Source organism: Variovorax paradoxus, assembly GCF_030811855.1.
GTDB lineage: Bacteria > Pseudomonadota > Gammaproteobacteria > Burkholderiales > Burkholderiaceae_C > Variovorax > Variovorax paradoxus_L.
The window spans coordinates 504,231-531,177 of the sequence record NZ_JAUSRN010000001.1 but is presented as its reverse complement, the minus strand read 5'-3'; the positions used below and the strand labels follow the sequence as shown (position 1 = coordinate 531,177).

Annotated in this window: 24 protein-coding genes; 20 read left to right on the top strand and 4 right to left on the bottom strand. The window is 66.4% G+C overall.

Annotated elements, in window-relative coordinates:
* From J2X92_RS02755 to J2X92_RS02710, 10 genes are all read left to right on the top strand, one after another.
* Window positions 1-2,286 (top strand): NADP-dependent malic enzyme, encoded by a 2,286-nt coding sequence (locus J2X92_RS02755; RefSeq protein ID WP_307573176.1) that lies wholly within the window; start codon window positions 1-3, stop codon window positions 2,284-2,286.
* A gap of 77 nt (window positions 2,287-2,363) precedes the next feature.
* Entirely contained in the window at window positions 2,364-3,710 is a 1,347-nt protein-coding gene (locus J2X92_RS02750) for a dicarboxylate/amino acid:cation symporter (protein ID WP_307573174.1), read from the top strand.
* Window positions 3,711-3,741: 31 nt separating this feature from the next.
* On the top strand, window positions 3,742-5,076 hold the full coding sequence (locus tag J2X92_RS02745) for an NAD(P)/FAD-dependent oxidoreductase (RefSeq protein ID WP_307573173.1): 1,335 nt from the start codon (window positions 3,742-3,744) through the stop codon (window positions 5,074-5,076).
* A 65-nt stretch (window positions 5,077-5,141) separates the two neighbouring features.
* Entirely contained in the window at window positions 5,142-6,326 is a 1,185-nt protein-coding gene (locus tag J2X92_RS02740; RefSeq protein ID WP_307573172.1) for an acetyl-CoA C-acetyltransferase, read from the top strand.
* A 54-nt stretch (window positions 6,327-6,380) separates the two neighbouring features.
* A complete protein-coding gene (gene phbB / locus J2X92_RS02735) occupies window positions 6,381-7,133 on the top strand; it encodes an acetoacetyl-CoA reductase (protein ID WP_055795341.1) in 753 nt (250 codons plus the stop codon).
* Window positions 7,134-7,143: 10 nt separating this feature from the next.
* Window positions 7,144-7,797, top strand: coding sequence for a DUF6781 family protein (locus J2X92_RS02730; protein ID WP_055795906.1), 654 nt, complete (start codon window positions 7,144-7,146; stop codon window positions 7,795-7,797).
* A 46-nt stretch (window positions 7,798-7,843) separates the two neighbouring features.
* Window positions 7,844-9,253, top strand: a complete 1,410-nt coding sequence (locus tag J2X92_RS02725; protein WP_307573170.1) for a cytochrome ubiquinol oxidase subunit I — start codon at window positions 7,844-7,846, stop codon at window positions 9,251-9,253.
* Between the two features lie 58 nt (window positions 9,254-9,311).
* Complete coding sequence (locus tag J2X92_RS02720) at window positions 9,312-10,319, top strand: cytochrome d ubiquinol oxidase subunit II (protein WP_307573168.1); 1,008 nt, start codon at window positions 9,312-9,314, stop codon at window positions 10,317-10,319.
* Between the two features lie 91 nt (window positions 10,320-10,410).
* Window positions 10,411-12,252 carry a sensor histidine kinase gene (locus J2X92_RS02715; RefSeq protein ID WP_307573841.1) on the top strand — a complete coding sequence of 614 codons (1,842 nt, stop codon included), beginning with the start codon at window positions 10,411-10,413 and terminating at the stop codon, window positions 12,250-12,252.
* A complete protein-coding gene (locus J2X92_RS02710; RefSeq protein WP_307573166.1) occupies window positions 12,249-13,613 on the top strand; it encodes a sigma-54-dependent transcriptional regulator in 1,365 nt (454 codons plus the stop codon). The genes J2X92_RS02715 and J2X92_RS02710 overlap by 4 nt, the downstream gene beginning before the upstream one ends.
* A gap of 31 nt (window positions 13,614-13,644) precedes the next feature.
* Here the strand turns inward: J2X92_RS02710 and J2X92_RS02705 are convergent, their stop codons facing one another.
* Window positions 13,645-13,929, bottom strand: coding sequence for a type II toxin-antitoxin system RelE/ParE family toxin (locus J2X92_RS02705; protein WP_307573164.1), 285 nt, complete (start codon window positions 13,927-13,929; stop codon window positions 13,645-13,647).
* Entirely contained in the window at window positions 13,919-14,149 is a 231-nt protein-coding gene (locus J2X92_RS02700) for a CopG family ribbon-helix-helix protein (RefSeq protein ID WP_307573162.1), read from the bottom strand. The genes J2X92_RS02705 and J2X92_RS02700 overlap by 11 nt, the downstream gene beginning before the upstream one ends.
* A 225-nt stretch (window positions 14,150-14,374) precedes the next feature.
* On the opposite strand from J2X92_RS02700, the gene fusA reads away from it, so the two are divergent.
* The gene (fusA, locus tag J2X92_RS02695; protein ID WP_307573161.1) at window positions 14,375-16,435 is read left to right on the top strand and encodes an elongation factor G; all 2,061 of its coding nucleotides are present in this window, start codon (window positions 14,375-14,377) and stop codon (window positions 16,433-16,435) included.
* Between the two features lies 1 nt (window position 16,436).
* Here the strand turns inward: fusA and J2X92_RS02690 are convergent, their stop codons facing one another.
* Window positions 16,437-17,633 carry an aromatic ring-hydroxylating oxygenase subunit alpha gene (locus J2X92_RS02690; protein ID WP_307573160.1) on the bottom strand — a complete coding sequence of 399 codons (1,197 nt, stop codon included), beginning with the start codon at window positions 17,631-17,633 and terminating at the stop codon, window positions 16,437-16,439.
* Window positions 17,634-17,865: 232 nt separating this feature from the next.
* Between J2X92_RS02690 and J2X92_RS02685 the strand changes: the two genes are divergently transcribed.
* The 5 genes from J2X92_RS02685 (at window position 17,866) to J2X92_RS02665 (ending at window position 23,881) form a co-directional block, all read left to right on the top strand.
* Window positions 17,866-18,519: a TetR/AcrR family transcriptional regulator gene (locus J2X92_RS02685; protein WP_307573158.1), complete on the top strand. Its 654-nt coding sequence runs from the start codon at window positions 17,866-17,868 to the stop codon at window positions 18,517-18,519.
* Window positions 18,520-18,634: 115 nt separating this feature from the next.
* A complete protein-coding gene (locus J2X92_RS02680) occupies window positions 18,635-20,437 on the top strand; it encodes an FAD-dependent oxidoreductase (protein WP_307573157.1) in 1,803 nt (600 codons plus the stop codon).
* Window positions 20,434-22,341 (top strand): 2-oxoacid:acceptor oxidoreductase subunit alpha, encoded by a 1,908-nt coding sequence (locus J2X92_RS02675; protein WP_307573156.1) that lies wholly within the window; start codon window positions 20,434-20,436, stop codon window positions 22,339-22,341. Before J2X92_RS02680 ends, J2X92_RS02675 begins: the two co-directional genes overlap by 4 nt.
* The gene (locus J2X92_RS02670; protein ID WP_307573154.1) at window positions 22,338-23,396 is read left to right on the top strand and encodes a 2-oxoacid:ferredoxin oxidoreductase subunit beta; all 1,059 of its coding nucleotides are present in this window, start codon (window positions 22,338-22,340) and stop codon (window positions 23,394-23,396) included. The genes J2X92_RS02675 and J2X92_RS02670 overlap by 4 nt, the downstream gene beginning before the upstream one ends.
* 47 nt (window positions 23,397-23,443) lie before the next feature.
* Complete coding sequence (locus tag J2X92_RS02665; RefSeq protein ID WP_307573153.1) at window positions 23,444-23,881, top strand: CBS domain-containing protein; 438 nt, start codon at window positions 23,444-23,446, stop codon at window positions 23,879-23,881.
* A 9-nt stretch (window positions 23,882-23,890) separates the two neighbouring features.
* On the opposite strand, the gene J2X92_RS02660 is transcribed toward J2X92_RS02665, so the two are convergent.
* Complete coding sequence (locus tag J2X92_RS02660) at window positions 23,891-24,394, bottom strand: DinB family protein (RefSeq protein ID WP_307573151.1); 504 nt, start codon at window positions 24,392-24,394, stop codon at window positions 23,891-23,893.
* Window positions 24,395-24,520: 126 nt separating this feature from the next.
* Between J2X92_RS02660 and J2X92_RS02655 the strand changes: the two genes are divergently transcribed.
* From J2X92_RS02655 to J2X92_RS02640, 4 genes are all read left to right on the top strand, one after another.
* Window positions 24,521-25,147: a TetR/AcrR family transcriptional regulator gene (locus tag J2X92_RS02655; protein ID WP_307573148.1), complete on the top strand. Its 627-nt coding sequence runs from the start codon at window positions 24,521-24,523 to the stop codon at window positions 25,145-25,147.
* An 87-nt stretch (window positions 25,148-25,234) separates the two neighbouring features.
* On the top strand, window positions 25,235-25,444 hold the full coding sequence (locus J2X92_RS02650) for a hypothetical protein (protein ID WP_307573146.1): 210 nt from the start codon (window positions 25,235-25,237) through the stop codon (window positions 25,442-25,444).
* A 181-nt stretch (window positions 25,445-25,625) separates the two neighbouring features.
* Complete coding sequence (locus tag J2X92_RS02645) at window positions 25,626-26,075, top strand: hypothetical protein (protein ID WP_307573144.1); 450 nt, start codon at window positions 25,626-25,628, stop codon at window positions 26,073-26,075.
* A 191-nt stretch (window positions 26,076-26,266) separates the two neighbouring features.
* Window positions 26,267-26,947, top strand: coding sequence for a hypothetical protein (locus tag J2X92_RS02640; RefSeq protein ID WP_307573141.1), 681 nt, complete (start codon window positions 26,267-26,269; stop codon window positions 26,945-26,947).

Genomic DNA, 26,947 nt, shown 5'->3' with positions numbered 1-26,947 from the left:
ATGTCCGACGAAAAACTGCGCGAAGCCGCCCTCGACTACCACCGCTTTCCCACGCCGGGCAAGATTTCGGTGAACCCGACCAAGCCGATGGCCACGCAGCGCGACCTCGCGCTCGCGTACTCGCCCGGCGTGGCCGAGGCCTGCATGGAGATCGTGCGCGACCCGGCCGAGGCGATGAACCTCACCTCGCGCGCCAACCTGGTGGCCGTCATCACCAACGGCACCGCGGTGCTGGGCCTGGGCAACATCGGTGCGTTGGCCGGCAAGCCGGTGATGGAAGGCAAGGCCTGCCTGTTCAAGAAATTCGCCGGCATCGACGTGTTCGACATCGAGCTCGACGAGAACGACCCCGACGCGCTGATCGACACCATCGCGCGCATGGAGCCCACCTTCGGCGGCATCAACCTGGAAGACATCAAGGCGCCCGAGTGCTTCTACATCGAGAAGAAGCTGCGCGAGCGCATGAAGATCCCGGTCTTTCACGACGACCAGCACGGCACCGCCATCGTCGCGGCCGCGGCCATCCTCAATGCGCTGCGGCATGTGAAGAAGGACATCCGCGAGGTGAAGCTGGTGGCCTCCGGCGCCGGTGCGGCGGCGCTGGCCTGCCTCGACCTGATCGTGAGCCTGGGCCTGCCAATGCAGAACATCTTCGTGTCCGACAGCGCGGGCGTGGTCTACACCGGCCGCAAGGAGCAGATGGACCCGAACAAGGCCCGCTACGCGCAGGACACCTCGGCGCGCAAGCTGGCCGACGTGATCGCCGGCGCCGACATCTTCCTCGGCCTCTCGGCCGGCGGCGTGCTCAAGCCCGAGATGGTGAAGGAGATGGCGCGCGACCCGATCATCCTCGCCATGGCCAACCCGACGCCGGAAATCCTTCCGGAAGACGCGCTGGCCGTGCGCCCCGACGCCATCCTCGGCACCGGCCGGTCGGACTATCCGAACCAGGTCAACAACGTCCTGTGCTTTCCGTTCATCTTCCGTGGCGCGCTCGACGTGGGCGCGACCACCATCAACGAGGAGATGAAGCTCGCGGCGGTGCGCGCCATCGCCGAGCTCGCGCATGCCGAGATTCCCGAGGTGGTGGCGCAGGCCTATGGCGCGGTCGGCTTGCGCTTCGGCCGCGACTACCTGATTCCCAAGCCCTTCGACCCGCGCCTGATCGAGTTCGTCGCCCCCGCGGTGGCGCAGGCCGCGGCGGACAGCGGCGTGGCGACGCGGCCCATCGCCGACATGAAGGCCTACCGCCAGCGGCTGTCGCAGTTCGTCTACCAGTCGGGCAGCAGCATGCAGCCGCTGTTCGCCGCGGCCAAGCAGGCACCCAAGCGCGTAGTCTACGCGGAGGGCGAGGACGAGCGCGTGCTGCGCGCCGCGCAGGTGGTGGTCGACGAAGGCCTGGCGCGTCCGCTGCTGCTGGGCCGCCCCGACGTGATTGCCGAGCGCATTGCGCAGTACGGCCTGCGCCTCACGCTGGGCACCGACTGCGAGGCCGTCGACCTGCTCGACCCCGGCGTGTACGGCGATGCGGCCGAAGCGTACTACCAGCTCAAGCGCCGCGACGGCGTCTCGCGCCTGGTGGCGCAGACCGAGATGCGCAGCCGCGGCACGCTGCTCGCGGCCATGTTGGTGCGCCAGGGCCGTGCCGACGCCATGCTGTGCGGCACGCTCGGCGGCTACGGCGACCACCTGGGCCATGTGCGCGACGTGATCGGCCTGCGCCCCGGCACCAAGACCCTGGCCGCCATGCAGATGCTGATGCTGCCCGGGCGCCAGCTCTTCATTTGCGACACGCACGTCAACCGCGACCCCGATGCCGCGCAGATCGCCGAGATCGCGCTGCTTGCGGCCGAAGAGGTGCGCCGCTTCGGCGTGACACCGAGCGTGGCACTGCTGTCGCACTCGAACTTCGGCGGCTCGGACGCGGCCTCGGCGGTGAAGATGCGCGAGGCGCTCGCACTCATCAAGGCGAGCGACCCTCAGCTTGCGGTGGAGGGCGAGATGCGTGGCGACGCGGCGCTGTCCAAGTCGATCCTCGACCACGAGTTTCCGGACTCGGCGCTGGAGACCGAGGCCAACGTGCTCATCATGCCCAACGTCGATGCGGCCAACATTTCGTACAACCTGCTGCGCATGGCGGCGGGCAGCGGCATCACCGTGGGCGGCATCCTGCTGGGCGCGGCGCGCTCGGTGCACATCCTCACGCCGTCGTCGACGGTTCGCCGCATCGTCAACATGACCGCGCTGGCGGTGGTCGATGCCAACTCGAACCGCAACGCGGCCTGACGGCGGCGCAGCCATGAACCGCACAAGCCCCGGCAGTCGCATGCCGCTCGCTGTCTGAAATTTTCTAGGAGATCCCCGTGGACCAACCATCCGTCGCACCCAAGCCCTTTTACAAGTCCCTCTACTTCCAGGTCATCACGGCCATCGTGCTCGGGGTGCTGCTGGGGCATTTCTATCCGGATACCGGCGCATCGATGAAGCCGCTCGGCGACGGCTTCATCAAGCTGATCAAGATGATCATCGCGCCGATCATCTTCTGCACGGTGGTGGTCGGCATTGCGGGCATGGAAGACATGAAGAAGGTCGGCAAGACCGGCGGCCTGGCGCTCTTGTACTTCGAGATCGTGAGCAGCATCGCGCTGGTGGTGGGCCTCGTGATCATCAACATCGTGCGGCCCGGCGCCGGCATGAACGTCGACGTGAGCCAGTTGGACGCCAAGAGCATCGCGGCCTACACCGGCCCGGGCAAGATGCAGAGCACCACCGACTTCCTGCTCAACGTGATCCCGAGCACGGTGGTCGACGCCTTCGCCAAGGGCGAGATTCTGCAGGTGCTGCTGATCGCCGTGATGTTCGGCTTTGCGCTGCACAAGTTCGGCGGGCGCGGCACGCTGGTGTTCGACGTGATCGAAAAGGGCTCGCACGTGCTCTTCGTGATCGTGGGCTACATCATGAAGGTCGCGCCCATCGGCGCCTTCGGCGCGATGGCCTTCACCATCGGCAAGTACGGCGTGAGTTCGCTGCTGCAGCTCGGCCAGTTGATGGCCACCTTCTACGCCACCTGCCTGTTCTTCATCTTCGTGGTGCTCGGGCTCATTGCGCGCTTCCACGGCTTCAGCATCTGGAAGTTCATCAAGTACATCAAGGAAGAACTGCTGATCGTGCTGGGCACGTCTTCGAGCGAATCGGTGCTGCCGCGCATGATGGCCAAGCTGGAGAACCTGGGCGCGAAGAAGTCGGTGGTCGGCCTGGTGGTGCCCACGGGCTATTCGTTCAACCTCGACGGCACCTCGATCTACCTGACGATGGCGGCGGTGTTCATCGCGCAGGCGACCAACACCGACATGACGCTCACCCAGCAGCTGACGCTCCTGGCGGTGCTGTTGCTCACCTCGAAAGGCGCGGCGGGCGTCACGGGCAGCGGCTTCATCGTGCTGGCGGCCACGCTTTCGGCCGTGGGGCACGTGCCGGTGGCAGGCCTGGCGCTCATCCTCGGCATCGACCGCTTCATGTCGGAAGCGCGCGCGCTGACCAACCTGATCGGCAACGGGGTTGCCACGGTTGTGGTCGCCAAGTGGACCAACGATCTGGACACCGTCCGCATGAAGCGCATCCTGGACAACGAGACGTCGGCCGAAGCCGACGCGCCCGAGGCGGTGCTGGACAAGGTCGAGACCCACATGCCCGTGGCCCCGGCCCGCTGAAACATTGCATGCCTGCACGGAGCAGCCAACCATGAACAGCGCCGTGCAGAAGCACCGAGTCGTCATCGTGGGTGGCGGGGCCGGCGGCCTGGAGCTGGCCACGCGCCTGGGTGACACGCTGGGCAAGCGCGGCGTGGCGGACATCACGCTGATCGACAAGAACCGCACCCACGTCTGGAAGCCCAAGCTGCACGAAATCGCCGCGGGCAGCATGGACTTGAGCGCGCACGAAGTGGACTACCTCGCGCAGGCGCACTGGCACCGCTTCCGGTTCCGGCTCGGCGAGCTCACCGGCATCGACCGCGAGCGGCGTGAGGTGCAGGTGGCGCCCTACATGGACGACGAGGGCCGGCTGGTCACGCCGGCACGCGCCTTCGGCTACGACACGCTCGTGATTGCCATCGGCAGCCTCAGCAACGATTTCGGCACACCCGGCGTGCGCGAGCATGCGCTGCGGCTCGAATCGAAGGCGGACGCACAGCGCTTTCACCAGCGCATGGTCAACGCCTGCATCCGTGCCCATGCGCAGATCACGCCGCTGCGCCCCGAGCAGCTGCACGTGGCCATCATCGGCGCGGGCGCCACTGGCGTGGAGCTGGCGGCCGAGCTGCACCGCACCACGCGCGAAGTGGTCGCCTACGGGCTGGATCGCGTCGACGCCGAGAAGGACATCCAGGTCAGCGTGATCGAGGCGGCCGACCGCGTGCTGCCGGCGCTGCCCGCGCGCATGTCGGCCGCCACCGAGGCGTTGCTGCGCAAGTTGGGCGTGGACGTGCACACCTCCGCCAAGGTGGCCGAGGTGCTGCCCGAGGGCGTTCGCCTGGCCGACGGCCGCGTGCTGCCGGCCGAGCTGGTGGTGTGGGCCGCCGGCGTGAAGGCGGCCGATTTCATGAAGGACATCGCAGGGCTCGAAACCAACCGCAGCAACCAGCTCGCGGTGCTGCCGACCTTGCAGACCACGCGCGATGCCGATGTCTTCGCCATTGGCGACTGCGCGGCCTGCGACTGGCCCGGGGCCAACGACGGCAAAGGCGGGCTGGTGCCGCCGCGCGCGCAGGCGGCGCACCAGCAAGCTTCTCACGTCGCGGCGCAGATCCGCCGGCGCTTGGGCGGAAAGGCGCTCAAGCCCTATCGCTACCGCGACTTCGGCTCGCTGGTGTCGCTCGGCGAGTTCAGCACCGTCGGCAACATGATGGGTGGTCCCGCCGGCGGCAGCCTGATGATCGAAGGCCGCGTCGCGCGCCTCATGTACGTCTCGCTCTACAAGATGCATGAGCTGGCGTTGCACGGCGTCGTCAAGGTCTCGCTCGACACGCTGGCGCGCCTCATCACGCGGCGCACCGAACCCCACGTCAAGCTGCATTGAGCAGTCGTGGCCATGACTCGACCCTCTTTCCAACCCCTTCGCATCAACCCCCAAAGGAGACTCTCATGTCAGACGATATCGTGATCGTGGCCGCGCAACGCACGGCGGTCGGCAAGTTCGGCGGCGCGCTTGCCGGCACGGCGGCGCCGGAACTGGGCGCGCACGTGGTGAAAGGACTGCTCGAGAAGGCCGGGGTTCCGGGCGATGCGGTGTCCGAGGTGATCATGGGCCAGGTGCTCGCAGCCGGCGCGGGGCAGAACCCGGCACGCCAGACAGTCATCAAGGCGGGCCTGCCCATCGGGGTGCCGGGCCTTACCATCAACAAGGTCTGCGGCTCGGGCCTCAAGGCCGTGATGCTGGCGGCACAGGCCGTGAAGTGCGGCGACGCCGAGATCGTGGTGGCCGGCGGGCAGGAGAACATGAGCGCCGCGCCGCACGTGCTGCCCAACTCGCGCAACGGCCAGCGCATGGGCGACTGGAAGCTGGTCGACACCATGATCGTGGACGGCCTGTGGGACGTCTACAACCAGTACCACATGGGCACCACGGCCGAGAACGTGGCAAAGAAATACGGCATCACGCGCGAGATGCAGGACGCGCTGGCGCTGGCCTCGCAGCAGAAGGCCGCGGCCGCGCAGGACGCGGGGCGCTTCAACGACGAAATTCTTCCGTTCAGCATCGCCCAGAAGAAGGGCGACCCCATCGTCTTCTCGGCCGACGAGTTCGTGAACCGCAAGACCAATGCCGATGCGCTCGCGGGGTTGCGTCCGGCCTTCGACAAGGCTGGCTCGGTGACGGCCGGCAACGCCTCGGGCCTGAACGACGGCGCGGCCGCGGTGCTGGTGATGTCGGCCTCGCGCGCGGCAGCCCTCGGCCTGCAGCCGCTGGCGGTGATCCGCGCCTATGCGAGCGCGGGCCTCGACCCGTCGCTCATGGGCATGGGCCCGGTGCCCGCGTCGCAGCTGGCATTGAAGAAAGCCGGCTGGAAGGCGCAGGACCTGGACCTGATGGAAATCAACGAAGCCTTCGCGGCGCAGGCCTGCGCCGTGAACCGCGAAATGGAATGGGACACCAGCCGCATCAACGTGAACGGCGGCGCCATTGCCATCGGCCATCCCATCGGCGCCTCGGGCTGCCGCGTGCTGGTGACGCTGCTGCACGAGATGCGCCGCCGCGGCGCCAACAAGGGCCTTGCGTCGCTGTGCATCGGCGGCGGCATGGGCGTGGCGCTGGCTGTTGAACGCGCTTGACGCGCCTGAACGAATTTCTTTCCTGTCACACACAACGCACCTAGGAGCAATCAAATGAGCGAGAAGAAGCAACAAGTGGTCCTCGTCACCGGCGGCATGGGCGGTTTGGGCGAGACGATCTCCACCAAGATGGTCGATGCGGGCTACAAGCTCGCCGTGACCTATTCGCCGGGCAACAAGTCGCATGCCGAATGGGTGGCGCAGATGGCCGAGCGCGGCTACCAGATCCTGGCCGTGCCCTGCGACGTGGCCGACTACGACTCCTGCGCGCAGGCAGTGAGCCAGGTGCAGGCGGCCCTCGGCCCGGTCGACGTGCTGGTCAACAACGCCGGCATCACGCGCGACATGACTTTCAAGAAGATGGACCAGATCAATTGGAACGCCGTGCTGCGCACCAACCTCGACAGCCTGTTCAACATGAGCAAGCAGGTGGCGGACGGGATGGTGGACCGGGGCTGGGGCCGCATCATCAACGTGTCGTCGGTGAACGGCTCCAAGGGCGCGTTCGGCCAGACCAACTACTCGGCCGCCAAGGCCGGCGTGCACGGCTTCACCAAGGCGCTGGCGCTCGAGGTCGCGAAGAAGGGCGTGACGGTCAACACCATTTCGCCCGGCTACATCGGCACGAAGATGGTCACGGCCATCCCGAAGGAAGTGCTCGACAGCAAGATCCTGCCGCACATTCCCGTCGGCCGCCTCGGCAAGCCCGAGGAAGTGGCCGGCCTGATCATCTACCTGGCCTCGGAAGAGGCGGCCTTCGTGACGGGCGCCAACATCGCCATCAACGGCGGCCAGCACATGCAATGAACGAACGGCCATGATCCTCAAAAACGGCATCGATCAGGTCGCACTGATCAACAAGTTCACCGACGCCTCGGCCAAACAGGGCGAAGCGATCCGCAAGGCCGTGCACGAGGCCACGCTCAAGGCGCTGCAGGGCCGCGAGCTCACGCTTTCCAATATCCGGCAGGTATTGGGCACAGTCACCAAGGCGGCCTCGGCCGGGGCGGAGGGGAGCAAGCTGCCCGCGCCCGACGTGCAGGCGCTGCTGGCCAAGGCGTTCGCGGGCATGGACGGCGCGCTCGAGCAGGCAGTGGTGGCCAACCAGCGTGCGCTGCAGCAGCTGGTCGACCAGGGCGTGAGCCTGCGCGAAACGCAGCTCAAGAAGGCGCTGGCCGACATCGAGAAGATGGAGGACACGCTGTTTGCCAGTGTGCGCAAGGCGGCGCCGGCCGACGGCCCCTGGAGCGCCGTGTTCCAGGCGGCGCAGGGCAAGGGTACGGGCACCGGCGCACGCGCCACCGCGGCGCTCGAACAGCTCATGGAAGACACGCACAAGAACCTGCGCGACGGCCGTGCGCTGAGCCTGCGCGCGTCGCAGGCGATGCTCGACAGCTACGCAACGCTGGTGAGCGGCGTGCTGATCGGCATGTCCGAAGCCCTGAAGCAGGGCGGGGCGGCGAAGCGATGACCCGGGGCCGGCGGCGCCACACCGCCGCCGGCCTGAAAGGAACCCGATGGACGCCCTGATCCTCGCCCGCATGCAGTTCGCGGCCAACATCACCTTTCACATCCTGTTTCCCACGATCAGCATTGCGCTGGGCTGGCTGCTGCTGTTCTTCCGCTGGCGGTGGCTCCGCACGCGCGGCGGGACCGACGCCGTGTTGGCGCAGGGCTGGCTCGACGCCTACCGTTTCTGGACCAAGGTGTTTGCGCTGACCTTCGCGCTGGGCGTGGTGAGCGGCATCACCATGAGCTTCCAGTTCGGCACCAACTGGCCGGGCTTCATGGAGCGCGTCGGCAACGTGGCGGGACCGCTGTTGGGCTATGAGGTGCTGACCGCGTTCTTCCTGGAGGCGGGCTTTCTGGGCGTGATGCTGTTCGGCCACGGCAAGGTCGGCGAGCGCGTGCATCTCATGTCGACCTTCATGGTGGCCTTCGGCACCACGCTGTCAGCCTTCTGGATTCTGGCGCTCAACTCGTGGATGCAGACGCCCGCGGGCCATGAGATCGTGGACGGCGAGTTCCACGTGGCGAGCTGGCTGGCGGTCATCTTCAACCCCTCGTTCCCATACCGCTTCGCGCACATGCTGCTCGCCTCGGCCCTGACCTGTGCGTTCCTCCTGACCGGCCTGTCGGCCTGGCAGGTGCTGCGCGGCGCGGGTCAGCGCAGCGCGGCCCGGGTGATGCGCGTGGGTCTCACGCTGGCGGCGGTTCTGATTCCGGTGCAGATCGTGGTGGGCGACATGCACGGCCTCAACACGCTGGAGCACCAACCGGCCAAGATCGCGGCGATGGAAGGCGTGTGGGAGACCGAGCGCGGGGCGCCCCTCTTGCTGTTCGCCATTCCCGATGCCCAGACGCGCAGCAACCGCTTCGAGATCGCGGTGCCGAACGGTGCGAGCCTGATCCTCACGCACAAGGCCGACGGCGAGATCCGAGGGCTCAACGACTTTCCCGGCGCGCACCCGCCGCCGCTGCCGATGTTCTTCGCGTTCCGCATCATGGTCGGCATGGGCATGCTGATGCTCGCGACCAGCTGGCTCGGCTGGTGGCTCTATCGCCGCACGCGCTGGCAGCCGGCGAAGCTGCCGCGCGCGCTGCTGTGGTTGTTCGCGGGCATGACCTTCTCGGGCTGGGTGGCCACGGTGGCAGGCTGGTACGTCACCGAGATCGGCCGCCAGCCCTACGTCGTCTACGGCCTGGTGCGCACGGCCGACGTGGTGTCGAAGGTGCCGGCCGCGATGATCGGGCTTACGCTGGCGCTCTACGTGGCGCTGTACCTCGCGCTCATCGTGGCGTATGTGGCGGTGCTCAAGTACATGGCCGAGAAGCCCGACGAGGTGCTGGCGACCGAGGCGGCGGAGCAAGCTGCCACTCCTGCGGGCGCGATCACCTCGCCGATTCTCGATGGAGGCCACGCATGAGACGTCGGGCCGCTCCCAAGTCGAATAGCACCGCAGCGCGAAGCGCGGAGGTCAACCAATGAACGGGATGGCGGATTTCGACACCGCGCTGCCGGTGATCTTCATGGTGCTGATGGGCGTGTCGATGCTGGTCTATGTGGTCAGCGATGGCTACGACCTGGGCGTGGGCATGCTCATGCACCGCGCCACCGATTCAGAGAAGGACGTGATGGTCGCTTCCATCGGCCCGTTCTGGGATGCCAACGAGACCTGGCTGGTGCTGGGCGTGGGCATCCTGCTGGTCGCATTCCCGAAGGCGCACGGCCTGGTGCTGGGCGAGCTCTACCTGCCGGTGGCGCTGATGCTCGTGGGCCTCACGCTGCGCGGCGTGGCCTTCGACTTCCGCGTGAAGGCGCGCGACAGCCACAAGCGCACCTGGGACCGGCTCTTCTTCGCGGGCTCCACGCTGGCCTCGGTGGCGCAGGGCTGGATGCTGGGGCGCTACATCAGCGGCTTTGGCACCGGCTGGAACTACCCGGTGTTCGCCGCCGCCATCGCCGTGGCGCTGCCGATGGCCTATGTGCTGATGGGCGCGGCCTGGCTCATCATGAAGACCGAGGGTGCGCTGCAGGAGCGGGCGGTGCAATGGGCGCGCACCGCCTGGGCGCCGATGGTCGGCGGCATGCTGCTGATCTCGATGGCGACGCCCTGGATCAGCCCCGAGGTGCGCGAGCGCTGGTTCAAGCTGCCCGAAATCCTGGCGCTGGCGGCCATTCCGCTCATGACCGGCGCTGCGCTGCTGGCCGTGCGTGCCCTGCTGAACACGCGCATGGTGCGCGGGCCGGTGTGCTGGCTGCCCTTTGTGCTGCTGGTCATGGTGTTCGTACTCGGTTTCCTTGGGCTGGCCTACAGCATCTATCCCTACGTGGTGATCGGCCAGCTCACGATCTGGCAGGCGGCGAGCAGCGCACCGGCGCTGAAGGTGATTCTGGCCGGCGTGTGCGTCTCGGTGCCGGCCATCGTGGGATACACCGTGTTCTCCTACCGGGTCTTCCGCGGCAAGACGGGCGAACTGAGCTATGCCTGAGCAGACGCTGGGCCTGGCTGATACCACCCGTGACACCCGGCACCGGGCAGCCACTGATGCGGCGCTCGCGGCCTTGTGCAATAACGGCTTCATGATTTCACGGGAGCCGGCCCTGCGCCTCGACTTGCCTTCTCACACCTCCAGACGATGGCGCGGCCTGCCGCGCTGGCTCGGCGCGCTGGCACTGGTGGCTCTGGCCGCCATCGCGGGCCATCACTTCGCCATGCAGAACGGCCTGGCACGGCTGCGCCAGGCGGCCGACCACCGGCTCGACATGCTCGCGACGGGGCTCGATGCGGACCTGGCCCGTTTCGAGTATTTGCCGGCGCTGCTAGAGATGACTCCCATCGTTCCAGCGTTGCTGCGCGCGCCGTTGGACGGGGAGCTGCGTGACGCGGTCAACCGCTATCTCGACGGCGTCAATGCCGCCGCAGGGGCGGAGATGCTCTATGTGCTGGACGCCGCGGGCACCTCGCTGGCGGCCTCCGACTGGGACCGCCCGGGCACCACCGTCGGCCAGGACCTGTCGTTCCGGCCCTACGTGATCGATGCGCTGGGGCAGGGCAAGGGCCGCTTCTACGGCATCGGCATCACCAGCCGAAAGCCCGGTTATTACCTCTCGTACGCCCTGCGCCGCGACCAGCCCGTGCGCGGCGTGGTCGCCGTCAAGGTCAACCTCGAGGAGGCCGAGCGCGCCTGGCGCATGCTGCCCGGCAACGTCGCACTGATCGACCAGCGCGGCGTGGTGATCCTGGCCACGCGCGAAGACCTGAAGTTCCGACCGATGCTGCCACTCGACGCCTCCCAGCGGGCCGAGGTGCTGCGCTCGCGCCCTTACGGCGAGGCCGGCCTGCAGCCGGTGCAATGGACACTGAAGGAAGCGCTGGCGCGCGACGTGCAGGTCATCGCGCTCGACGGCGTGGACCAGCTCGCCTCGAAGCGCTCGCTGCGCGGTGCGCCGTGGCAGCTGATGGCGCTCGACGATCTGGCGCCGGTGCGCGTAGGCGCGCGCAACGCCGCGATCACCGCCAGCTTGGCGATGGTGGTGGTGCTGCTGCTCGCCGTCACGCTGTGGCAGCGCCGCCGCGCCGTGCGGCAGAAGCTGGCCAACCAGGCGGCGCTGCAGGCGGCGCACGACACCCTCGAGTCGACCGTGGCCGCGCGCACCTCGCAGCTGCGGGCCGCGCAAGGCGAACTGGTGCATGCCGGCAAGATGGCGGCGCTGGGGCAGATGTCGGCCGGCGTGGTGCACGAGCTGAACCAGCCGCTCACGGCGATGCGCACCCTCTCCGAAAGTGCCGCCATCCTGCTCGACAAAAGCCGCTTCGACGACGTGCGCGGCAATCTGCAGCGCATCCGCGGCATGGTCGACCGCTTGGCGCGCCTGACCTCGCAGCTCAAGACCTTCGCGCACAAGAGCGAGCTGCCGCTCGCGCCGGTGCCGATGGCGCAGGCCATTGCCGACGCGCAGGCCATCGTTGCCGAGGCCGCAAAGAAGAACGGCATCGCCATCGTGGTCGATGTGCAGCCCGCCACATTGAGCATCATGGCCGAGGAAGCCGCGCTGGGCAGCGTGCTCGTCAACCTGATGCGCAATGCCATCGACGCCATGCAGGCCTCACCCGCCGCGCGGCGCACCCTGCGCCTGGAAGCACGGCCGCAGGACGGCCGCGTGATCCTGCGCGTGAGCGACACCGGGCCGGGCATTCCGCCCGACATCCTGCCGCGCCTGTTCGAACCCTTCGTCACCAGCAAGCCCGCGGGCGCCGGCCTCGGCCTGGGCCTCGTGATCTCGGCACAATTGGTGCGGGCCATGGACGGCACGCTGCGCGCTGCCAACCTGCCGGAGGGCGGCGCCTGCTTCATCGCCGACCTGCCGGCCGCCGTACAAGCCATCTATATTCCCACCCCCACAGGAGTGATCAACAAGTGAGCGAAGCCTCTGCCATCCGGGTGCTGCTGGTCGAGGACGACGAAGACGTCCGCCTCAGCACGATCCAGGTGCTGAACCTGGCCGGTTTCGAAGTCGAAGCCTTCACCAGCGCCGAACGCGCACGCGCCCACATCAGCTTCGGCGTGCCGGCCATCGTGGTCTGCGACGTTCGCCTGCCGGGCATGAGCGGCACCGAATGGCTGGGCGAACTGCACAAGGCCGATGCCGAGCTGCCCGTGATCCTCGTCACCGGCCACGGCCACATCGCCATGGCGGTGCAGGCCATGCGCGAGGGCGCCTACGACTTCATAGAGAAACCCTTCAGCTCGGAGCGGCTGGTGGCCATCGTGCGCCACGCCATCGAGCGCCGGCAGCTCACGCTGCAGGTGCGCGCGCTGCGCGATGCGCTGGAGAACTGGCACGGCATCCAGGCCGTGCTGATCGGCCGCTCGGCGCAGATGCAGCAGGTGCGCCGCACCGTGATGACCCTGGCCGGGACCTCGGCCGACGTACTGATCTACGGCGAGACCGGCACCGGCAAGGAGCTCGTCGCCCGCTGCCTGCACGAGCACAGCGAGCGCCGCCGCCAGCACTTCGTACCGCTCAACTGCGGCGGCCTGCCCGAGGCGCTGGCCGAGAGCGAGCTGTTCGGCCACGAGGCCGGCGCCTTCACCAGCGCCAACCGCGTGCGCGTGGGCAAATTCGAATACGCCAACGGCGGCACGCTTTTTCTAGACGAGATCGAAAGCATGCCGATGGCGGTGCAGATCAAGCTGCTGCGTGCGCTGCAGGAGCGCTCCATCGAGCGCATCGGCTCCAACAAGGCCATTCCCTTCGACTGCCGCGTGGTGGCTGCGAGCAAGGACGACCTGAAGGACATGAGCGACCGCCAGAAGTTCAGGGCCGACCTGTACTACCGGCTCGGCGTCGCCTTCATCGAGCTGCCGCCGCTGCGCGAACGGCGCGAGGACATCCCCTTGCTGTTCGAGCATTTCACGCTCCTGGCGGCCGCGCGCTACGAACGCGCCGCGCCGATTCCGAGCAGCGCGCAGGTCGCCGACCTGATGGCCTATGCCTGGCCGGGCAACGTGCGCGAGCTGCGCAACGTGGCCGACCGCTTCGTCCTCGGCCTCTTGGGCGAGCGTCTGACGCAGGTGCGCGGCAACGCCGAAGACACGCCCGCCTTGCCGCGGGGATTGCCGCAACAGGTCGAGTCCTTCGAACGTGCGGTGATCGTCGAGACGCTGCGCAAGCACCAGGGCGACCAGCCGGCCACCGCCAGCGCGCTGGCCATCGCGCGGCAGACGCTGCACGACAAGCTGCGCAAGCTCGGCATCGCGGCGGACGAGTTCAAGGCCTAGGGCGGGAAATCGTCCGATCGGTTGTGCCGGCCTACCAGCGCTGCGGCAGGCGGCGAGATGTGTGGAACACGCGCAGGATTTCGACGGCGTCGCCTCGCACGCGATAGGGGACGATGTAGCGGGTCTTTGGCACGATCAATTCGCGCGTTCCAGGCACGCGTCCAGGCCGACCGAGGCCTGGCTGAAGTGCAAGCATGGCCACGGACTGAAAAATTCGACCGACGACCAGCCTGGCCGCAGCCGCATCGTCGGTGGCGATATAGATGGCTTCTTCGTCCAGGTTGCGCAGCGCCGTGCGCAGCCACTTAATCCGCATTCACCTTCCATTTTCTTGCGAGCGCTGCAACTTCCTTGTCGCTTGCGAAATCTTCGGCGTCCGCTTCCTTCAGCGCAGCGCGCACTTCGCCGATCTGCCATTCATTGGTTTCGACATAGGCTCGGATCGCTTCTGCTGCCAGGAACGACTTGCTGCGGTGAGTCGCATCGGCCAGATGGTCGAGCCGCTCCTTGACCTCGTCGTCGAGTCGAATGGTCATGGTGGTTGACATCAATAGATCCAAGGCTGTATTCGGATGTACACATCCTAGCACGACACCTTGGGCATCGATCCACAGGGGCATGCTTCGCCGGTCCGAACCCAGGTCGGCGAACGCAGCCTTGCATCGGCACGGCCAATCCCGTACGCTGGCCCAACGTCCACGCGCATCCCGAGCCCACGCGGGCCGCCGGGCCGGCCTTGCGGACGCCAAGGAGTCCATGCCATGCCAAGCCGATCGAACGGCCTCACGGCCGAAATGGAAGCGGTGCGAACGCTGGCGCTCGTCGGCCCCGCAGCCGCGGGCAAGAGTTCCCTTGCCGAGGCCTTGCTGCACAAGGCGGGCGCCATCGGGGCGATAGGCAGCGTCGAGCGCGGCAGCACCGTCAGCGACTACGACCCGCTCGAGCGCCGAATGCAGCACTCGCTCAACGCGTCGGTGATGCACCTCAAACATGCCGGCACGCGCATCCATTTCATCGACACGCCCGGCGGCCCCGACTTCCTCGGCCAGAGCCTGCCGGCGCTGGAGGCGGTCGAAACAGCGGCGGTGGTCATCAATGCCGCCACCGGCATCGAGCCGATGGCAGTGCGCATGATGGAGTACGCGGCGTCGCGCCACCTCGCCCGCATGATCATCGTCAACAAGATCGACTCGCAAGGCGTTTCGCTGAAGGGTCTGCTGGCCGACATCCAGGCGACCTTCGGCCGCGAATGCCTGCCGCTGAACCTGCCCGATGGGGTCGGCAGGCAAGTGGTGGACTGCTTCTTCAACCGCTTCGGACAGTCCGACTTCGGCCCCGTCGAAGCGGCGCACCGTGCGCTGGTGGAGCAGGTCGTCGAGGTCGATCCGGCCTTTGTCGACCGCTACCTCGAGGAGAGCGACGTGGATCCGGCCGAGCTGCACGCGCCGCTCGAGCAGGCGCTGCGTGAAGGCCACCTGATTCCGGTGTGCTTCGTCTCGTCGCGCAGCGGTGCCGGTGTGGCCGAACTGCTGGACGTCATCGTCAAGCTCCTGCCCGACCCGACCGAGGGCAATCCGCCGCAGTTCCTGCTCGGCGAGGGCGCGGATGCGAAGCCGATGCAAGCCAAGCCCGATCCATCGCTGCACGTGCTGGCGCACGTATTCAAGGTCACCGTTGACCCCTACGTCGGCAAGCTCGGCATCTTCCGTGTGCACCAGGGCACGGTCACCAGCGACAGCCTTCTTTATGTCGGCGACGGGCGCAAGCCCTTCAAGGTGGGGCACCTGTTCATGCTCCAGGGCAAAGACCATGTGGAGGTCTCGCGTGCGATACCGGGCGACATCGTGGCGGTGGCCAAGATCGACGAGATCCATTTCGACGCCGTGCTGCACGACGCGGCGGAAGACAACCACATCCATCTCGCGCCGCTCGCGTTCCCGGTGCCGGTGCATGGCCTGGCGGTGGAGCCCAAGCGCCATGGCGACGAGCAGCGTGCCTGGGAGATTCTCGGCAAGCTCGCGGCCGAGGACCCGTGCCTGCGCATCGAGCATGCGGCCGCGACCAACGAGACGGTGCTCTACGGGCTCGGCGAGCTCCACTTGCGCATCGTGCTCGAGCGCTTGCGCGAGGTGTACCGCTTCGAGGTCCTGACCCGACCGCCTCGCATTGCCTACCGCGAGACCGTGAGCGCGCCGGCCGCGGGGCATCACCGCCACAAGAAACAGACCGGCGGGGCCGGCCAGTTCGCCGAAGTCTTTCTGCGCATCGAGCCGCTGGCGCGCGGTGCCGGCTTTGAATTTGCCGACGAAGTCAGGGGCGGGGCGATCCCTGGCCAGTTCATTCCGGCCGTCGAGAAGGGCGTGCGCGAAGTGCTGCAGAGCGGCGCGATCGCCGGCTATCCCGTCGTCGACGTGCGCGTGGTGGTGCACGACGGCAAGCACCACAGTGTGGACAGCAAGGACATCGCCTTCGCGACCGCCGGCCGCAAGGCCTTCATGGCCGCCATCCGCGAGGCGCGGCCGGTCGTGCTCGAGCCGATTGTGCAGATCGAGATTGCCGTGCCCGAACATTCGGTGGGCGATGTCACGAACGATTTGTCGTCGCGGCGCGGCCTGGTCACCGGTACGTCGGCCCTCGGGGGCGGAACCGTGACCGTCGGCGGGCAGGTGCCCGAAGCCGAACTGTCCAACTACCAGTCGCGGCTCAATGCGATGACGAGCGGCCAAGGGCGCTATACGATGGCGTTGTCACACTACGAAGCCGTGCCGCCGTCCGTTCAGCAGACGCTGATGGGGCAGTATCGGGTGCGGGAGGAAGATTAAGTCAGCGGTGGCCCAGCCTCCCGCCGAGCGCATCGTCGATGTTCCGATGAAAGCGCAGCACCTCGTGCTCGAGCCGCCCGAGATGGAAGTGCGTGTTGGCGCCGCTGGACAGCCCGCGCTGGATCGCCACCGCGGTGGCGATGTCCTCTTGCTGGAAGACGGTCTGCTCGATGAGCTGGAAGGTCTTTTCCCAGTGGGGAGTCCAATCGTCGCTGGTGCGGTCCGGCGGAATCAGCATCGTGTGCACCCAGCGGACCTGATCCGGCGCTGGCGAAAACATGCCGATCAGGCTCACGTAGTCGGGGTGCCAGATGAGAAAGGTGTTCGGGAACACGAGCTGCGTCGGCGTGGCGATCTTGCACAGTGCTTCGCGGTCCCGCGGCGGCTCGAAGGCCTCGAACGCCGCTCGCCGCGCCACCAGCGAGTCTTGATGAGGCCCTGCATGGAGGTTGACGGTGTACGCGTCGGCAAAGAATGGATAGATCGTGTCGCGGTGCAGCACGCGGATGTGATAGCCCTCCAGGAAGGCATCGACCGTCAGCTTCCAGTTCGCGTCGTAGACCTTGTCGATCTTGCGGAATACGGTCATCCCGGCCAGGCCCATCCAGTCCAGATGCGCGCCCAGTCCTTGTAAAAAGGCCTCGGCTGAAAACGCCGCACCGGGACTTCGCTTGACGAGGACCAGCCCGCTGGCTTCATCGCAGGGCAGCTCGACCAGGTTCAGCGTGGCGGGGTCGAAGCCGTCGAAGGTCTTGGCATGCAGGCGGTGGCGCAGTCGGCCATCAAGCTCGTAGGTCCAGGCATGGTAGGGACAGACCAGCGCCTTGCAGGGCCTGGCCTTGGCCGGCTCGGGGCCGGAGCCGGCAACCAGTGCCATGCCGCGGTGCCGGCACACGTTGAGGAAAGCGCGCACGCGGCCGTCGGCCGCGCGGGTCAGGACGATGGGGACGCCGAGCGCGTCGAAGGGCAGGGCCGATCCGATCGGGATTTCCGAGCTGTGGGCCGCAACGATCGGCCATGTGCCGAACAGCGCCGCCTGCTCCTGCTGCCAATGCTGAGGATCCGTGTAGTGGCTGACAGGCACGGTTCCGGACTCCTCGCCTTCCTCACGCGTTTGGGTCACCCGCGCCTGGTCGAGACGGTGGACCATGTCGGCCAACGTCGCGGGCATCGGTGCAGCAGAGTTCGGATTGATCATCGGGTTCGCTTCGCAACGTGGTGAGCCATGGAACAGCTCTCAGCTTATGTTGAGTGCTTGCTGGACATGTTCAGCTTTTAAAGGAGGTTGCCCCCAGTGCGCGGCCGTGGCCATCGGGTACGTTGACGCGAGGGGTGTTCAGCTTTTCGCGGCGCCATCGGGCCACCTTGCACCCGTCGCGGTGAACCCCGAAGATGAGCCCTTTCCAAATGGGGCTCCCCATCGCGGCCGCATGAATACGATCGTCAGACCTCGCCGCAAGCCCGTGCAGTCGCGCGCATGGATGACCAGTTGCGCGATCCAGGATGCCTTCGTCATGCTGCTGGTCGAGCGGGGCTACGAGAAGATCTCGATGCGCGAGATCGCGGGCGTTGCGGGTGTGGGCTTGGGCACGCTGTATCTGTACTTTCCCGGCAAGGAGTCGATTGCCGCGGTCACGATACGACGCTGGATGCGCAAGCACGCTGCGATCCTTGCGGCGGCAGCCAAGCCGTCGGGCCCCCGCACGGTCGAGGCGGCCCTGCGAGCCATGGTGCAGGCCCACGTGCGAGGCCTGCTCGGCGAGGCCGACGAATGGCGGGCGCTGCTTTCACTGGAGCGCCGAATTTCTTCGCCCGCCAGCTACCGGGAGATCTACCGCGAATTCGTCGGCCTGTTCCACGAAGCCTTTATCGCATCTTCCGACTGGCCGGTGGGGCTCGATCCGCTGCGTACCGCGTTCAATGCGTTTTCGATGGTCGATGCCATCGCGGGGCAGGCGCTGCTGGTGCAGGAGGTGTGCCCGGATGCGGAAGAACTGGTGGCCGATGTGGAGTGCGCGGTCGTCGGCTACATCCGGTCAGCGCGGGAGCAGGCGGGATGGCAGCGCTGCGTCGAGCGCGGATAGCGAGGCTGCTGCGGGATTTCACCAAGACGCCGCGGCTGCCGGCGCGGCGCATACTCTTGCTGCGCCGCTCGTCGGCCCCTCTCGGGGGTCCAGGGCGACTGTCAGGAGGCACGCCTTGCAGCGAACCGACATTGCGAATCCGGCCTATTTCCACAAGGTCGTCGATTGCCAGTACGCCTGTCCGGCGCACACCCCCGTTCCCGAATACATCCGCATGATCGCGCAGCGCCGCTACAGCGACGCCTACATGATCAATTGGGTTTCCAACGTCTTTCCCGGCATCCTGGGGCGCACGTGCGACCGGCCTTGCGAGCCGGCTTGCCGGCGCGGGCGGGTCGAGGAAAGCAACGCGAAGGACCCCGAGCCGGTGGCAATCTGCCGGCTCAAGCGCGTGGCGGCTGACATGAAGGACGACGTTCGCGCGCGCATGCCCAAGCTGGCGCCCAAGAACGGCAAGCGCGTCGCCTGCGTCGGCGCGGGGCCGGCTTCGCTCACTGTCGCGCGCGACCTGGCGCCGCTGGGCTACGAAGTGACGGTGTTCGACAGCGACGCCAAGGCCGGCGGCTTCATCCGCACGCAGATTCCCCGCTTTCGCTTGCCGGAATCGGTGATCGACGAGGAGACCGGCTACATCCTGGACCTGGGCGTCGAATTCCGCGGCGGCGAACGCATCGGCTCGATGGCGGCGCTGATGGCCGAGGGATGGGATGCGATCTTCGTCGGCTGCGGCGCGCCGCGCGGACGCGACCTCGACCTTCCCGGCCGCCAGGAAGCGGCGGCCAGCATCCACATCGGCATCGACTGGCTCAACTCCGTTTCGTTCGGCCACGTCACGAGCATCGGCCAGCGCGTGATCGTGCTGGGCGGCGGCAACACGGCGATGGACTGCTGCCGATCGGCCCGCCGACTCGGTGGCACCGACGTGAAGGTCATCGTACGCAGCGGCTTCGAGGAGATGAAGGCGTCACCCTGGGAGAAGGAAGACGCCCAGCACGAAGGCATTCCGATCATCAACTTCCACGTGCCCAAGGCCTTCGTCCATGACGGCGAGGGCAAGCTGCTGGGGATGCGCTTCGAGATCGTGCAGGCTGCGTACGACGACCTGGGCCGCCGCACGCTCGTGCCCACCGGCGAGCCGGAGGCGTACTTCGAATGCGACGAGGTGCTGGTGGCGGTGGGCCAGGAGAACGCCTTTCCATGGATCGAGCGGGACTGCGGCATCGACTTCGACAAGTGGGGCCTGCCGGCACTCGACAAGGACACCTTTCAGTCGAGCGTGCCCAACGTGTTCTTCGGCGGCGACGCGGCTTTTGGTCCGAAGAACATCATCACAGCCGTCGCTCACGGCCACGAAGCTGCGGTGTCGATCGACAAGCTGCTGCGCGCCGAGCCGGTGTACGTTCGCCCGGCGCCCATGACCAACCTGGTGTCGCAGAAGATGGGCATCCACGAGTGGAGCTATGACAACGACACCTCCAACGACCTGCGCTACAAGGTGCCGTGGGCCAAGGCCGAGGCGGCGCTGGCCAGCATTCGGGTGGAGGTGGAACTGGGCTTCGACGCCGCCACCGCCTTCAAGGAGGCCGAGCGCTGCCTGAACTGCGACGTGCAGACCGTCTTCAACGAGACCGCCTGCATCGAGTGCGATGCCTGCGTGGACATCTGCCCCATGGACTGCATCAGCTTCACCGCCAATGGCGACGAGGCGGAGCTGAGAACACGGCTCAAGGCGCCGGCGCTCAACCTGGCGCAAGACCTCTACGTTTCCGGCGGGCTCAAGACCGGCCGCGTGATGGTGAAGGACGAGGACGTTTGCCTGCACTGCGGTTTATGCGCCGAGCGCTGTCCCACGGGGGCGTGGGACATGAAGAAGTTCCTGCTGAAGATGACGCCGGCAGGGCAGGGGGTGACTCAATGAGTGCCGTGCGGCCGCCCGAAAGGGCACAGGACGGGGCGAAGGAAGTGGCGAGCTTGGTCCCTGTCCGCCAGATCGAATCGGTCAACGATTTCGTCATCAAGTTTGCCAACGTCAACGGCTCGGGCTCGGCCTCGGCCAACGAGCTGTTCGCCAAGGCCATCCTGCGCATGGGCGTGCCGGTGAGTCCGCGCAACATCTTTCCCAGCAACATCCAGGGCCTGCCGACCTGGTACGAGGTGCGCGTGACCGAAGAGGGCCACCTGGGGCGGCGCGGCGGTACCGACATGATGGTGGCCATGAACCCGCAGACCTGGGACGCCGACGTGGCCGAGTTGGAGCCTGGCGGCTATCTCTTCTACGACAGCACGCGGCCGCTGCCGCCGTCCAAATTTCGCAGCGACATCCGCGTGATCGGCATGCCTTTGACGGAGATCTGCAACGCCGTCTACCAGGACCCGCGTCAGCGCCAGCTGTTCAAGAACATCGTCTACGTGGGCGCCCTGGCCATCCTGCTCGGCATCGAGCCTCACGTTATCGAAGACCTGTTCGGCGAGCAGTACAAGGGCAAGGAAAAATTGCTGGCCTCCAACGTGCAGGCGCTGCACCTGGGCTGCGATTTCGCGCGGGAGAACCTGCGCGAACCGCTGGGGCTGCGGGTGCAGCGCGCCGACCGGGTGGGCGACCGGATCTTCGTTGACGGCAACAGCGCCGCGGCGCTGGGCTGCGTGTATGGCGGCGCGACGGTGGCGGCCTGGTATCCGATCACACCGTCGTCGTCGGTGGCCGAGGCCTTCCAGAAATACTGCGCAAAGTTTCGCGTGGACCCGGCCACGGGCCAGCACCGCTTCGCCATCGTGCAGGCGGAAGACGAGCTCGCCTCCATCGGCGTGGTGGTCGGCGCCGGTTGGAACGGGGCGAGGGCCTTCACCGCGACCTCCGGCCCGGGTATTTCGCTGATGGCCGAGTTCATTGGCCTGGCCTACTTTGCCGAGATTCCCGTCACGCTCATCAATGTGCAGCGCGGCGGACCTTCCACCGGCATGCCGACGCGCACGCAGCAGGCCGACATCCTGTCTTGCGCCTACGCCTCGCACGGCGACACCAAGCATGTGCTCCTGTTTCCGGAGGACCCGCACGAGTGCTTCGAGCATGCGGCGGCGGCGCTGGACCTGGCCGATCGGCTGCAGACGCCGGTGTTCGTGATGACGGACCTGGACATCGGCATGAACCAGCGCCTGTGCGCGCCTTTCGCATGGGACGACAGCAAGGCCTACGACCGCGGCAAGGTCATGAGCGCCGAAGAGCTCGAAGCGGGGCGCGACTTCGGCCGTTACAAGGACGTGGACGGCGACGGCATTCCGTGGCGCACGCTGCCTGGCACGCACCCGACCAAGGGCAGCTACTTCACCCGCGGCACGACGCGCGACGCCTACGCGCGCTATTCGGAGCGCGGGCCGGACTACATCTACAACATGGAGCGGCTGCTGAAAAAGTTCGCGACCGCGGCCACGCTGGTGCCGCAGCCGGTGCTGCGCCCCGCCGCCCAAAAGACCGAACTGGGCGTGATCTATTTCGGTTCGACCAGCCCCGCCATGCAAGAGGCGCTGCAAGCGCTGGAAGAACGCGGCGTCCACCTCGATGCGCTGCGGCTGCGTGCCTTTCCCTTTCCGGACAGCGTGGTCCGGTTCATGGCGCAGCACACGCAGGTGTTCGTGGTCGAGCAGAACCGCGACGCCCAGATGCGCAGCCTGCTGGTCAACGAGCTGGACATCGATCCCGCGCGGCTGGTTCGGGTGCTGCACTTCGACGGCACGCCCATCACGGCGCGCTTCATCGTCCGGTCCATCGGTACGCATCTGCAGGCGCAAGCGTCCGGCGCCACCGATCCGAAGGAGCCTGCATGACCTATCTCGCCAAGCCCCGGCTGCACCACCCGACGCTGGCCACCAACAAGGTCGGCTACACGCGACGCGATTACGAGGGGAAGATCTCCACGCTGTGCGCCGGCTGCGGGCACGATTCGATCTCCGCGGCCATCATCGAGGCCTGCTGGGAGCTGGACATCGAACCGCATCGCGTGGCCAAGCTCTCGGGCATCGGCTGCAGCTCGAAGACGCCGGATTATTTTCTGGGTGCGTCGCACGGCTTCAACACCGTGCATGGCCGCATGCCGAGTGTGCTGACCGGCGCCAACCTGGCGAACCGTGACCTGCTGTACCTGGGCGTCTCAGGCGACGGTGATTCGGCCTCCATCGGGTTGGGCCAGTTCGCCCACGCCATGCGGCGCGGCGTGCGCATGGCCTACATCGTGGAGAACAACGGCGTCTACGGCCTGACCAAGGGCCAGTTCTCGGCCACCGCCGACCAGGGCTCCAAGAGCAAGAAGGGCGTTGTCAATACCGACAGCCCGGTGGACCTGGTTGCCATGGCGCTGCAACTGGGCGCCAGCTACGTCGGGCGGGGCTTTTCGGGTAACAAAGCGCAATTGGTGCCACTGATCAAGGGCGCGATCAGCCATGGCGGCGCCGCCTTCATCGACGTGATCAGTCCCTGCGTCGCCTTCAACAACCACCCCGGCAGCACCAAGAGCTACGACTACGTGCGCGAGCACAACGAGGCGGTGAGCCGCATCGACTTCATCAGCGGGCGAGAAGAAATTGCCGTCGATATCGAGCCGGGCGAAGTGATGGACGTGCGCCAGCACGACGGCACGCTGCTGCGCCTGCGCAGCCTGCATCCAGACTACTACGACCCTGGCGACAGGCATGCCGCCATGGCCTACATGCAGCGGCACCATGAGATGGGGGAGGTGGTGACCGGGCTGCTCTATGTCGATCCGCTGGCCACCGACCTTCACACCGCGCTCAACACCTGCGACCGGCCGCTCAACGCGTTGGGACCCGCCGAGCTATGCCCCGGCGCCCAGGCTCTGGAGCGGTTCAACGCCTCCTTGCGCTGAGCCGCGAGCGGCGGCACCATTCACATCCTTCTCATGGAGGGCGCACCATGTCCGAGCGCACCGTTTTTCAGTCGATCTCGCGCACCCACGTTGTCAGCCTGGGCCCGCAGGCCAGCGCGCGAGACGCCGCGTGCGTGATGACGCGCGCGAGCTGCGGCAGCGTTCTGGTGATGGAGCTGCCCGACATCCTTTTGGGCATCCTGACCGAACGCGACCTGATGACCCGCGTGCTGGCCCGCGGCCTCGACCCCGACCGCACGGCCGTGCGCGAAGTCATGACGCCCAACCCGATCTGCATACCGCCCGAAACGCTGGTGTCTGACGCCGTGGTGCTCATGCTTGAACGGGGCTTTCGTCATCTTCCGCTGATGGCGGGGACGAAGATCCTCGGCGTGTTCTCGGTTCGCGACGCGTTGCCGCGCGAGCTGGGTACGGCAGTGAGCCTGACCGAGTTCCGCGAGCAGGTGAACGACGCGCTGGGTTGAGGGCCGCGTTCAAGCGGCTACCCGGCCTCTCGTCGATGCCTGCGCCTCGTGCAGATACGTCGTGAAGCCATCCTTGGCCGGCGGAACGGAATTGAGCAGCATCACTGCGCTGATCTGTCCACGATGGCCCGTGCCGTGCGTGACCACATGCATGAGCATCTCCTCGCGAGACATGCGCCCCGGTGCACCGTCGGTGAACGCGAAATCGATTCGTTCGGCCAGCTGGGCAAGATCGAGCGTCGATACATAGTCGACGTATTCCCCATCACTTTTTCTGAGATCAGTAGCCAGCGCTTCAAGCGTTGGCATTTCACTGAGGTTGGCCGACCGGTACGCGTGCGCTTCTCGTCTGATGTGCGCGGCGAATATGCGGTCGACCACATACGTATGGCTCAAAGCCTTGATGGCCAATGTGGTGATCGGGGAGTTATCGCCGAGCCGGGCAAGTGCAGTCAATAGCTGGTCGTTCGCCCAAGCCTTGTATCTGAAGAGGTTGTGCAATGTGTCTTTCATGCAATGGTCTCCTGGAGTGTTTGCGCGCTACGGGCATCGCATGAAGGGTGTTGCGATGCCTCTACGCGTCTGCCCAGGATATGAGCGATCATTCGCTTTTGCTACTCGCATTACCGGGATCAACAAATGGCGAGAAAGCCCGTCATCAAGCCTAGAAAAATCGCGACTCAGGAGCGATCGCGCGCGACCGTCGACACCCTGATCGAGGCAACTGCTCGCATTCTGGTCAAGGAAGGCTTCGACAAGGCGAGCACCAACCGCATCGCAGAAGTTGCGGGGGTCAGTATTGGCTCGCTCTATCAATATTTTCCTGGCAAGGAGGCACTTGTCGCCGCCGTGATCGAGCGCCATCAGCAGCAGATCATGCAAACGGTCCGCAGTGGTTTGATGCGGGTCTCGACCCAACCGCTGGAACAGGCGATGCGCACATTCGTCGCGATTGCGGTAGAGGCGCACCGGCACGATCCGCACCTGCATCGGGTGCTCGCCGAGCAGATCCCGCGCGTGGGAAAGCTCGAGAAGCTGGAGATTTTCAGTCGTGAGAATTTCAGTCTGTTCAGAGCCTATCTCGAAGGAACCCGCGACGAGCTCGGCGTCGATGACCTCGAGCTCGCATCATTTGTATGTGTCACCACAATCGAAGCGTTGACGCATAACGCGGTGCTGCACCATTCCAAAGTGCTGACCGGGGATCGGATCGAAGCGCTGATCGACGAGGGCGCGCGTCTCGTGACTGGATATCTCAAGGGCTGACGTAAATCCGTAGCGAGATATTGAGGACAAGACAGGCGCCTGCGGCGCATACTGAAAGACCGCTCTCGGCACGAAAGGAGTTCTGTCGTGTTCACAACTGAAGTTCATTTACCCGAGCTCGCCTTGTTGGCCGGGACCCGTGGCGCCCTGGGGGCGGGCGTGGGCCTGCTGCTTGCCAGCAGGCTCAGCGAAGAGCAACGCAAGAATATCGGGTGGACATTGGTGGCCGTTGGCGTGCTGACCACCATCCCACTCGCGGCCATGCTGTTCGGTCGTCGTCGAAGAAGCGACGCCTGACTTGGAGAGCCTTGCCCAGGCTGCCTTGGCGTGCATGCTCAGGGTTCGACGGTTCTAGCCATGCTGGCCCGGAGTCGCCAGATCCGGTCGCTCGGTGCCAGGGCGCAATTCGTCCAGGATGGGACGCAGAGTTCGGCTATAACTTCGGTTTTCGCGTGCCGTCAAGGCGAAGGAGTTCCTGATGAGTTTGGATTTCCCTTTGGGTCGCATGGCACTCGCCTTCTGCTTCGGTTCACTGCTCACCGTGACTTCCGCGGTCGCCAATGAGGTCGTCAGCCAGGCCGCGAATGAGCATCGCGTCGCCGAAAAATTGGCTGCTCGCACGGGACCGGAGAGTGTTGTCGTAGAGAGTGCGGGCCCCTACGGCGTCAACACGGAAAGCATCAGGCGCCATCTTGCCAACACCTTGGCATCGGATTCGGCGCTGACACCTCTTCCGCGCAATAACGAGCGGTTCAGTTTCGATGGGAAGGTTCGCACCTATGTCGTACCGGTGCGCCCCGCCATCGACAACCCCATCAACAGTTATTCGCCCTACGACAGCAGTTCGTTCCGCCGAGATGCCGTGGCCGCGGATGTGTCGAATCTCGGGTTGCTTCAAGCGGTGTTCAAGCGCCTCGCTTCGGATTGAACGAAACGCCGGCAACGGCACACATCCACCTCACACCGCGGCGATAGTCCGCCGAACCAGTCGCGGGTCTACCCGCGCGAACGCCGCCGCAACGATGTTGCATTGCGATCGCCGCCTGGGGGCGCACATGGATTGCCGCTGACACGACGGTGCGGTAGCCTCCAGGCTCCAATACTGCCAGGAGTCTGTCGATGTCCAGTCGCTTATTTCTTTCCACTGGCGCCGCCGTCGCAGCCGCCGCACTGATCATTGGTTGCGGCGCCATGCGTTCATCGGGCGGCAACCCGATGAGCTTCTTCATCACCAGCGCCAACCCCGGCAAGGGCGGCGACCTCGGAGGCTTGGCCGGAGCCGACCGCTTCTGCCAGTCGCTGGCCACGAGTGCGGGGGCGGGCAACAAAACGTGGCGGGCTTATTTGAGCACCGCTGCCGCGGACGGGCAGCCGGCTGTCAATGCGCGCGACCGGATCGGCACTGGTCCTTGGACCAATGCCAAGGGAGTGGTCGTTGCCACCAGCGTGGCCGACCTGCACAGCGCCAATGCCAAGGTCGGCAAGGACACATCGCTGACCGAGAAGGGCGAGGTTGTCTCCGGCTTCGGCGATCCGGTCAACCGCCACGACATCCTCACCGGCTCGCGCCCTGACGGCACCGTGGCCGTGCCCGAGCCCGGTAAGGACACCACATGTGGCAATTGGACCAAAAGCGACGGCGGCTCCGCCATCGTGGGTCACCACGACCACAAGGGCACCAATCCCGATCCAGTAGCCAATGCTTCGTGGAACTCTTCGCACGGTACGCGCGGCTGCAGCGTCGACCAACTCAAGACGAGCGGCAGCGCTGGGCTGATGTATTGCTTCGCGACGAACTGA

Excerpts from the sequence above, each read along its gene's own strand:
- J2X92_RS02755 (WP_307573176.1), top strand. The coding sequence starts at position 1 with ATGTCCGACGAAAAACTGCGCGAAGCCGCCCTCGACTACCACCGCTTT.
- J2X92_RS02745 (WP_307573173.1), top strand. The coding sequence starts at position 3,742 with ATGAACAGCGCCGTGCAGAAGCACCGAGTCGTCATCGTGGGTGGCGGG.
- J2X92_RS02740 (WP_307573172.1), top strand. The coding sequence starts at position 5,142 with ATGTCAGACGATATCGTGATCGTGGCCGCGCAACGCACGGCGGTCGGC.
- phbB (WP_055795341.1), top strand. The coding sequence starts at position 6,381 with ATGAGCGAGAAGAAGCAACAAGTGGTCCTCGTCACCGGCGGCATGGGC.
- J2X92_RS02730 (WP_055795906.1), top strand. The coding sequence starts at position 7,144 with ATGATCCTCAAAAACGGCATCGATCAGGTCGCACTGATCAACAAGTTC.
- J2X92_RS02725 (WP_307573170.1), top strand. The coding sequence starts at position 7,844 with ATGGACGCCCTGATCCTCGCCCGCATGCAGTTCGCGGCCAACATCACC.
- J2X92_RS02720 (WP_307573168.1), top strand. The coding sequence starts at position 9,312 with ATGAACGGGATGGCGGATTTCGACACCGCGCTGCCGGTGATCTTCATG.
- J2X92_RS02715 (WP_307573841.1), top strand. The coding sequence starts at position 10,411 with ATGATTTCACGGGAGCCGGCCCTGCGCCTCGACTTGCCTTCTCACACC.
- J2X92_RS02705 (WP_307573164.1), bottom strand. The coding sequence starts at position 13,929 with ATGCGGATTAAGTGGCTGCGCACGGCGCTGCGCAACCTGGACGAAGAA.
- J2X92_RS02700 (WP_307573162.1), bottom strand. The coding sequence starts at position 14,149 with ATGACCATTCGACTCGACGACGAGGTCAAGGAGCGGCTCGACCATCTG.
- fusA (WP_307573161.1), top strand. The coding sequence starts at position 14,375 with ATGCCAAGCCGATCGAACGGCCTCACGGCCGAAATGGAAGCGGTGCGA.
- J2X92_RS02690 (WP_307573160.1), bottom strand. The coding sequence starts at position 17,633 with ATGATCAATCCGAACTCTGCTGCACCGATGCCCGCGACGTTGGCCGAC.
- J2X92_RS02685 (WP_307573158.1), top strand. The coding sequence starts at position 17,866 with ATGAATACGATCGTCAGACCTCGCCGCAAGCCCGTGCAGTCGCGCGCA.
- J2X92_RS02675 (WP_307573156.1), top strand. The coding sequence starts at position 20,434 with ATGAGTGCCGTGCGGCCGCCCGAAAGGGCACAGGACGGGGCGAAGGAA.
- J2X92_RS02670 (WP_307573154.1), top strand. The coding sequence starts at position 22,338 with ATGACCTATCTCGCCAAGCCCCGGCTGCACCACCCGACGCTGGCCACC.
- J2X92_RS02665 (WP_307573153.1), top strand. The coding sequence starts at position 23,444 with ATGTCCGAGCGCACCGTTTTTCAGTCGATCTCGCGCACCCACGTTGTC.
- J2X92_RS02660 (WP_307573151.1), bottom strand. The coding sequence starts at position 24,394 with ATGAAAGACACATTGCACAACCTCTTCAGATACAAGGCTTGGGCGAAC.
- J2X92_RS02655 (WP_307573148.1), top strand. The coding sequence starts at position 24,521 with ATGGCGAGAAAGCCCGTCATCAAGCCTAGAAAAATCGCGACTCAGGAG.
- J2X92_RS02645 (WP_307573144.1), top strand. The coding sequence starts at position 25,626 with ATGAGTTTGGATTTCCCTTTGGGTCGCATGGCACTCGCCTTCTGCTTC.
- J2X92_RS02640 (WP_307573141.1), top strand. The coding sequence starts at position 26,267 with ATGTCCAGTCGCTTATTTCTTTCCACTGGCGCCGCCGTCGCAGCCGCC.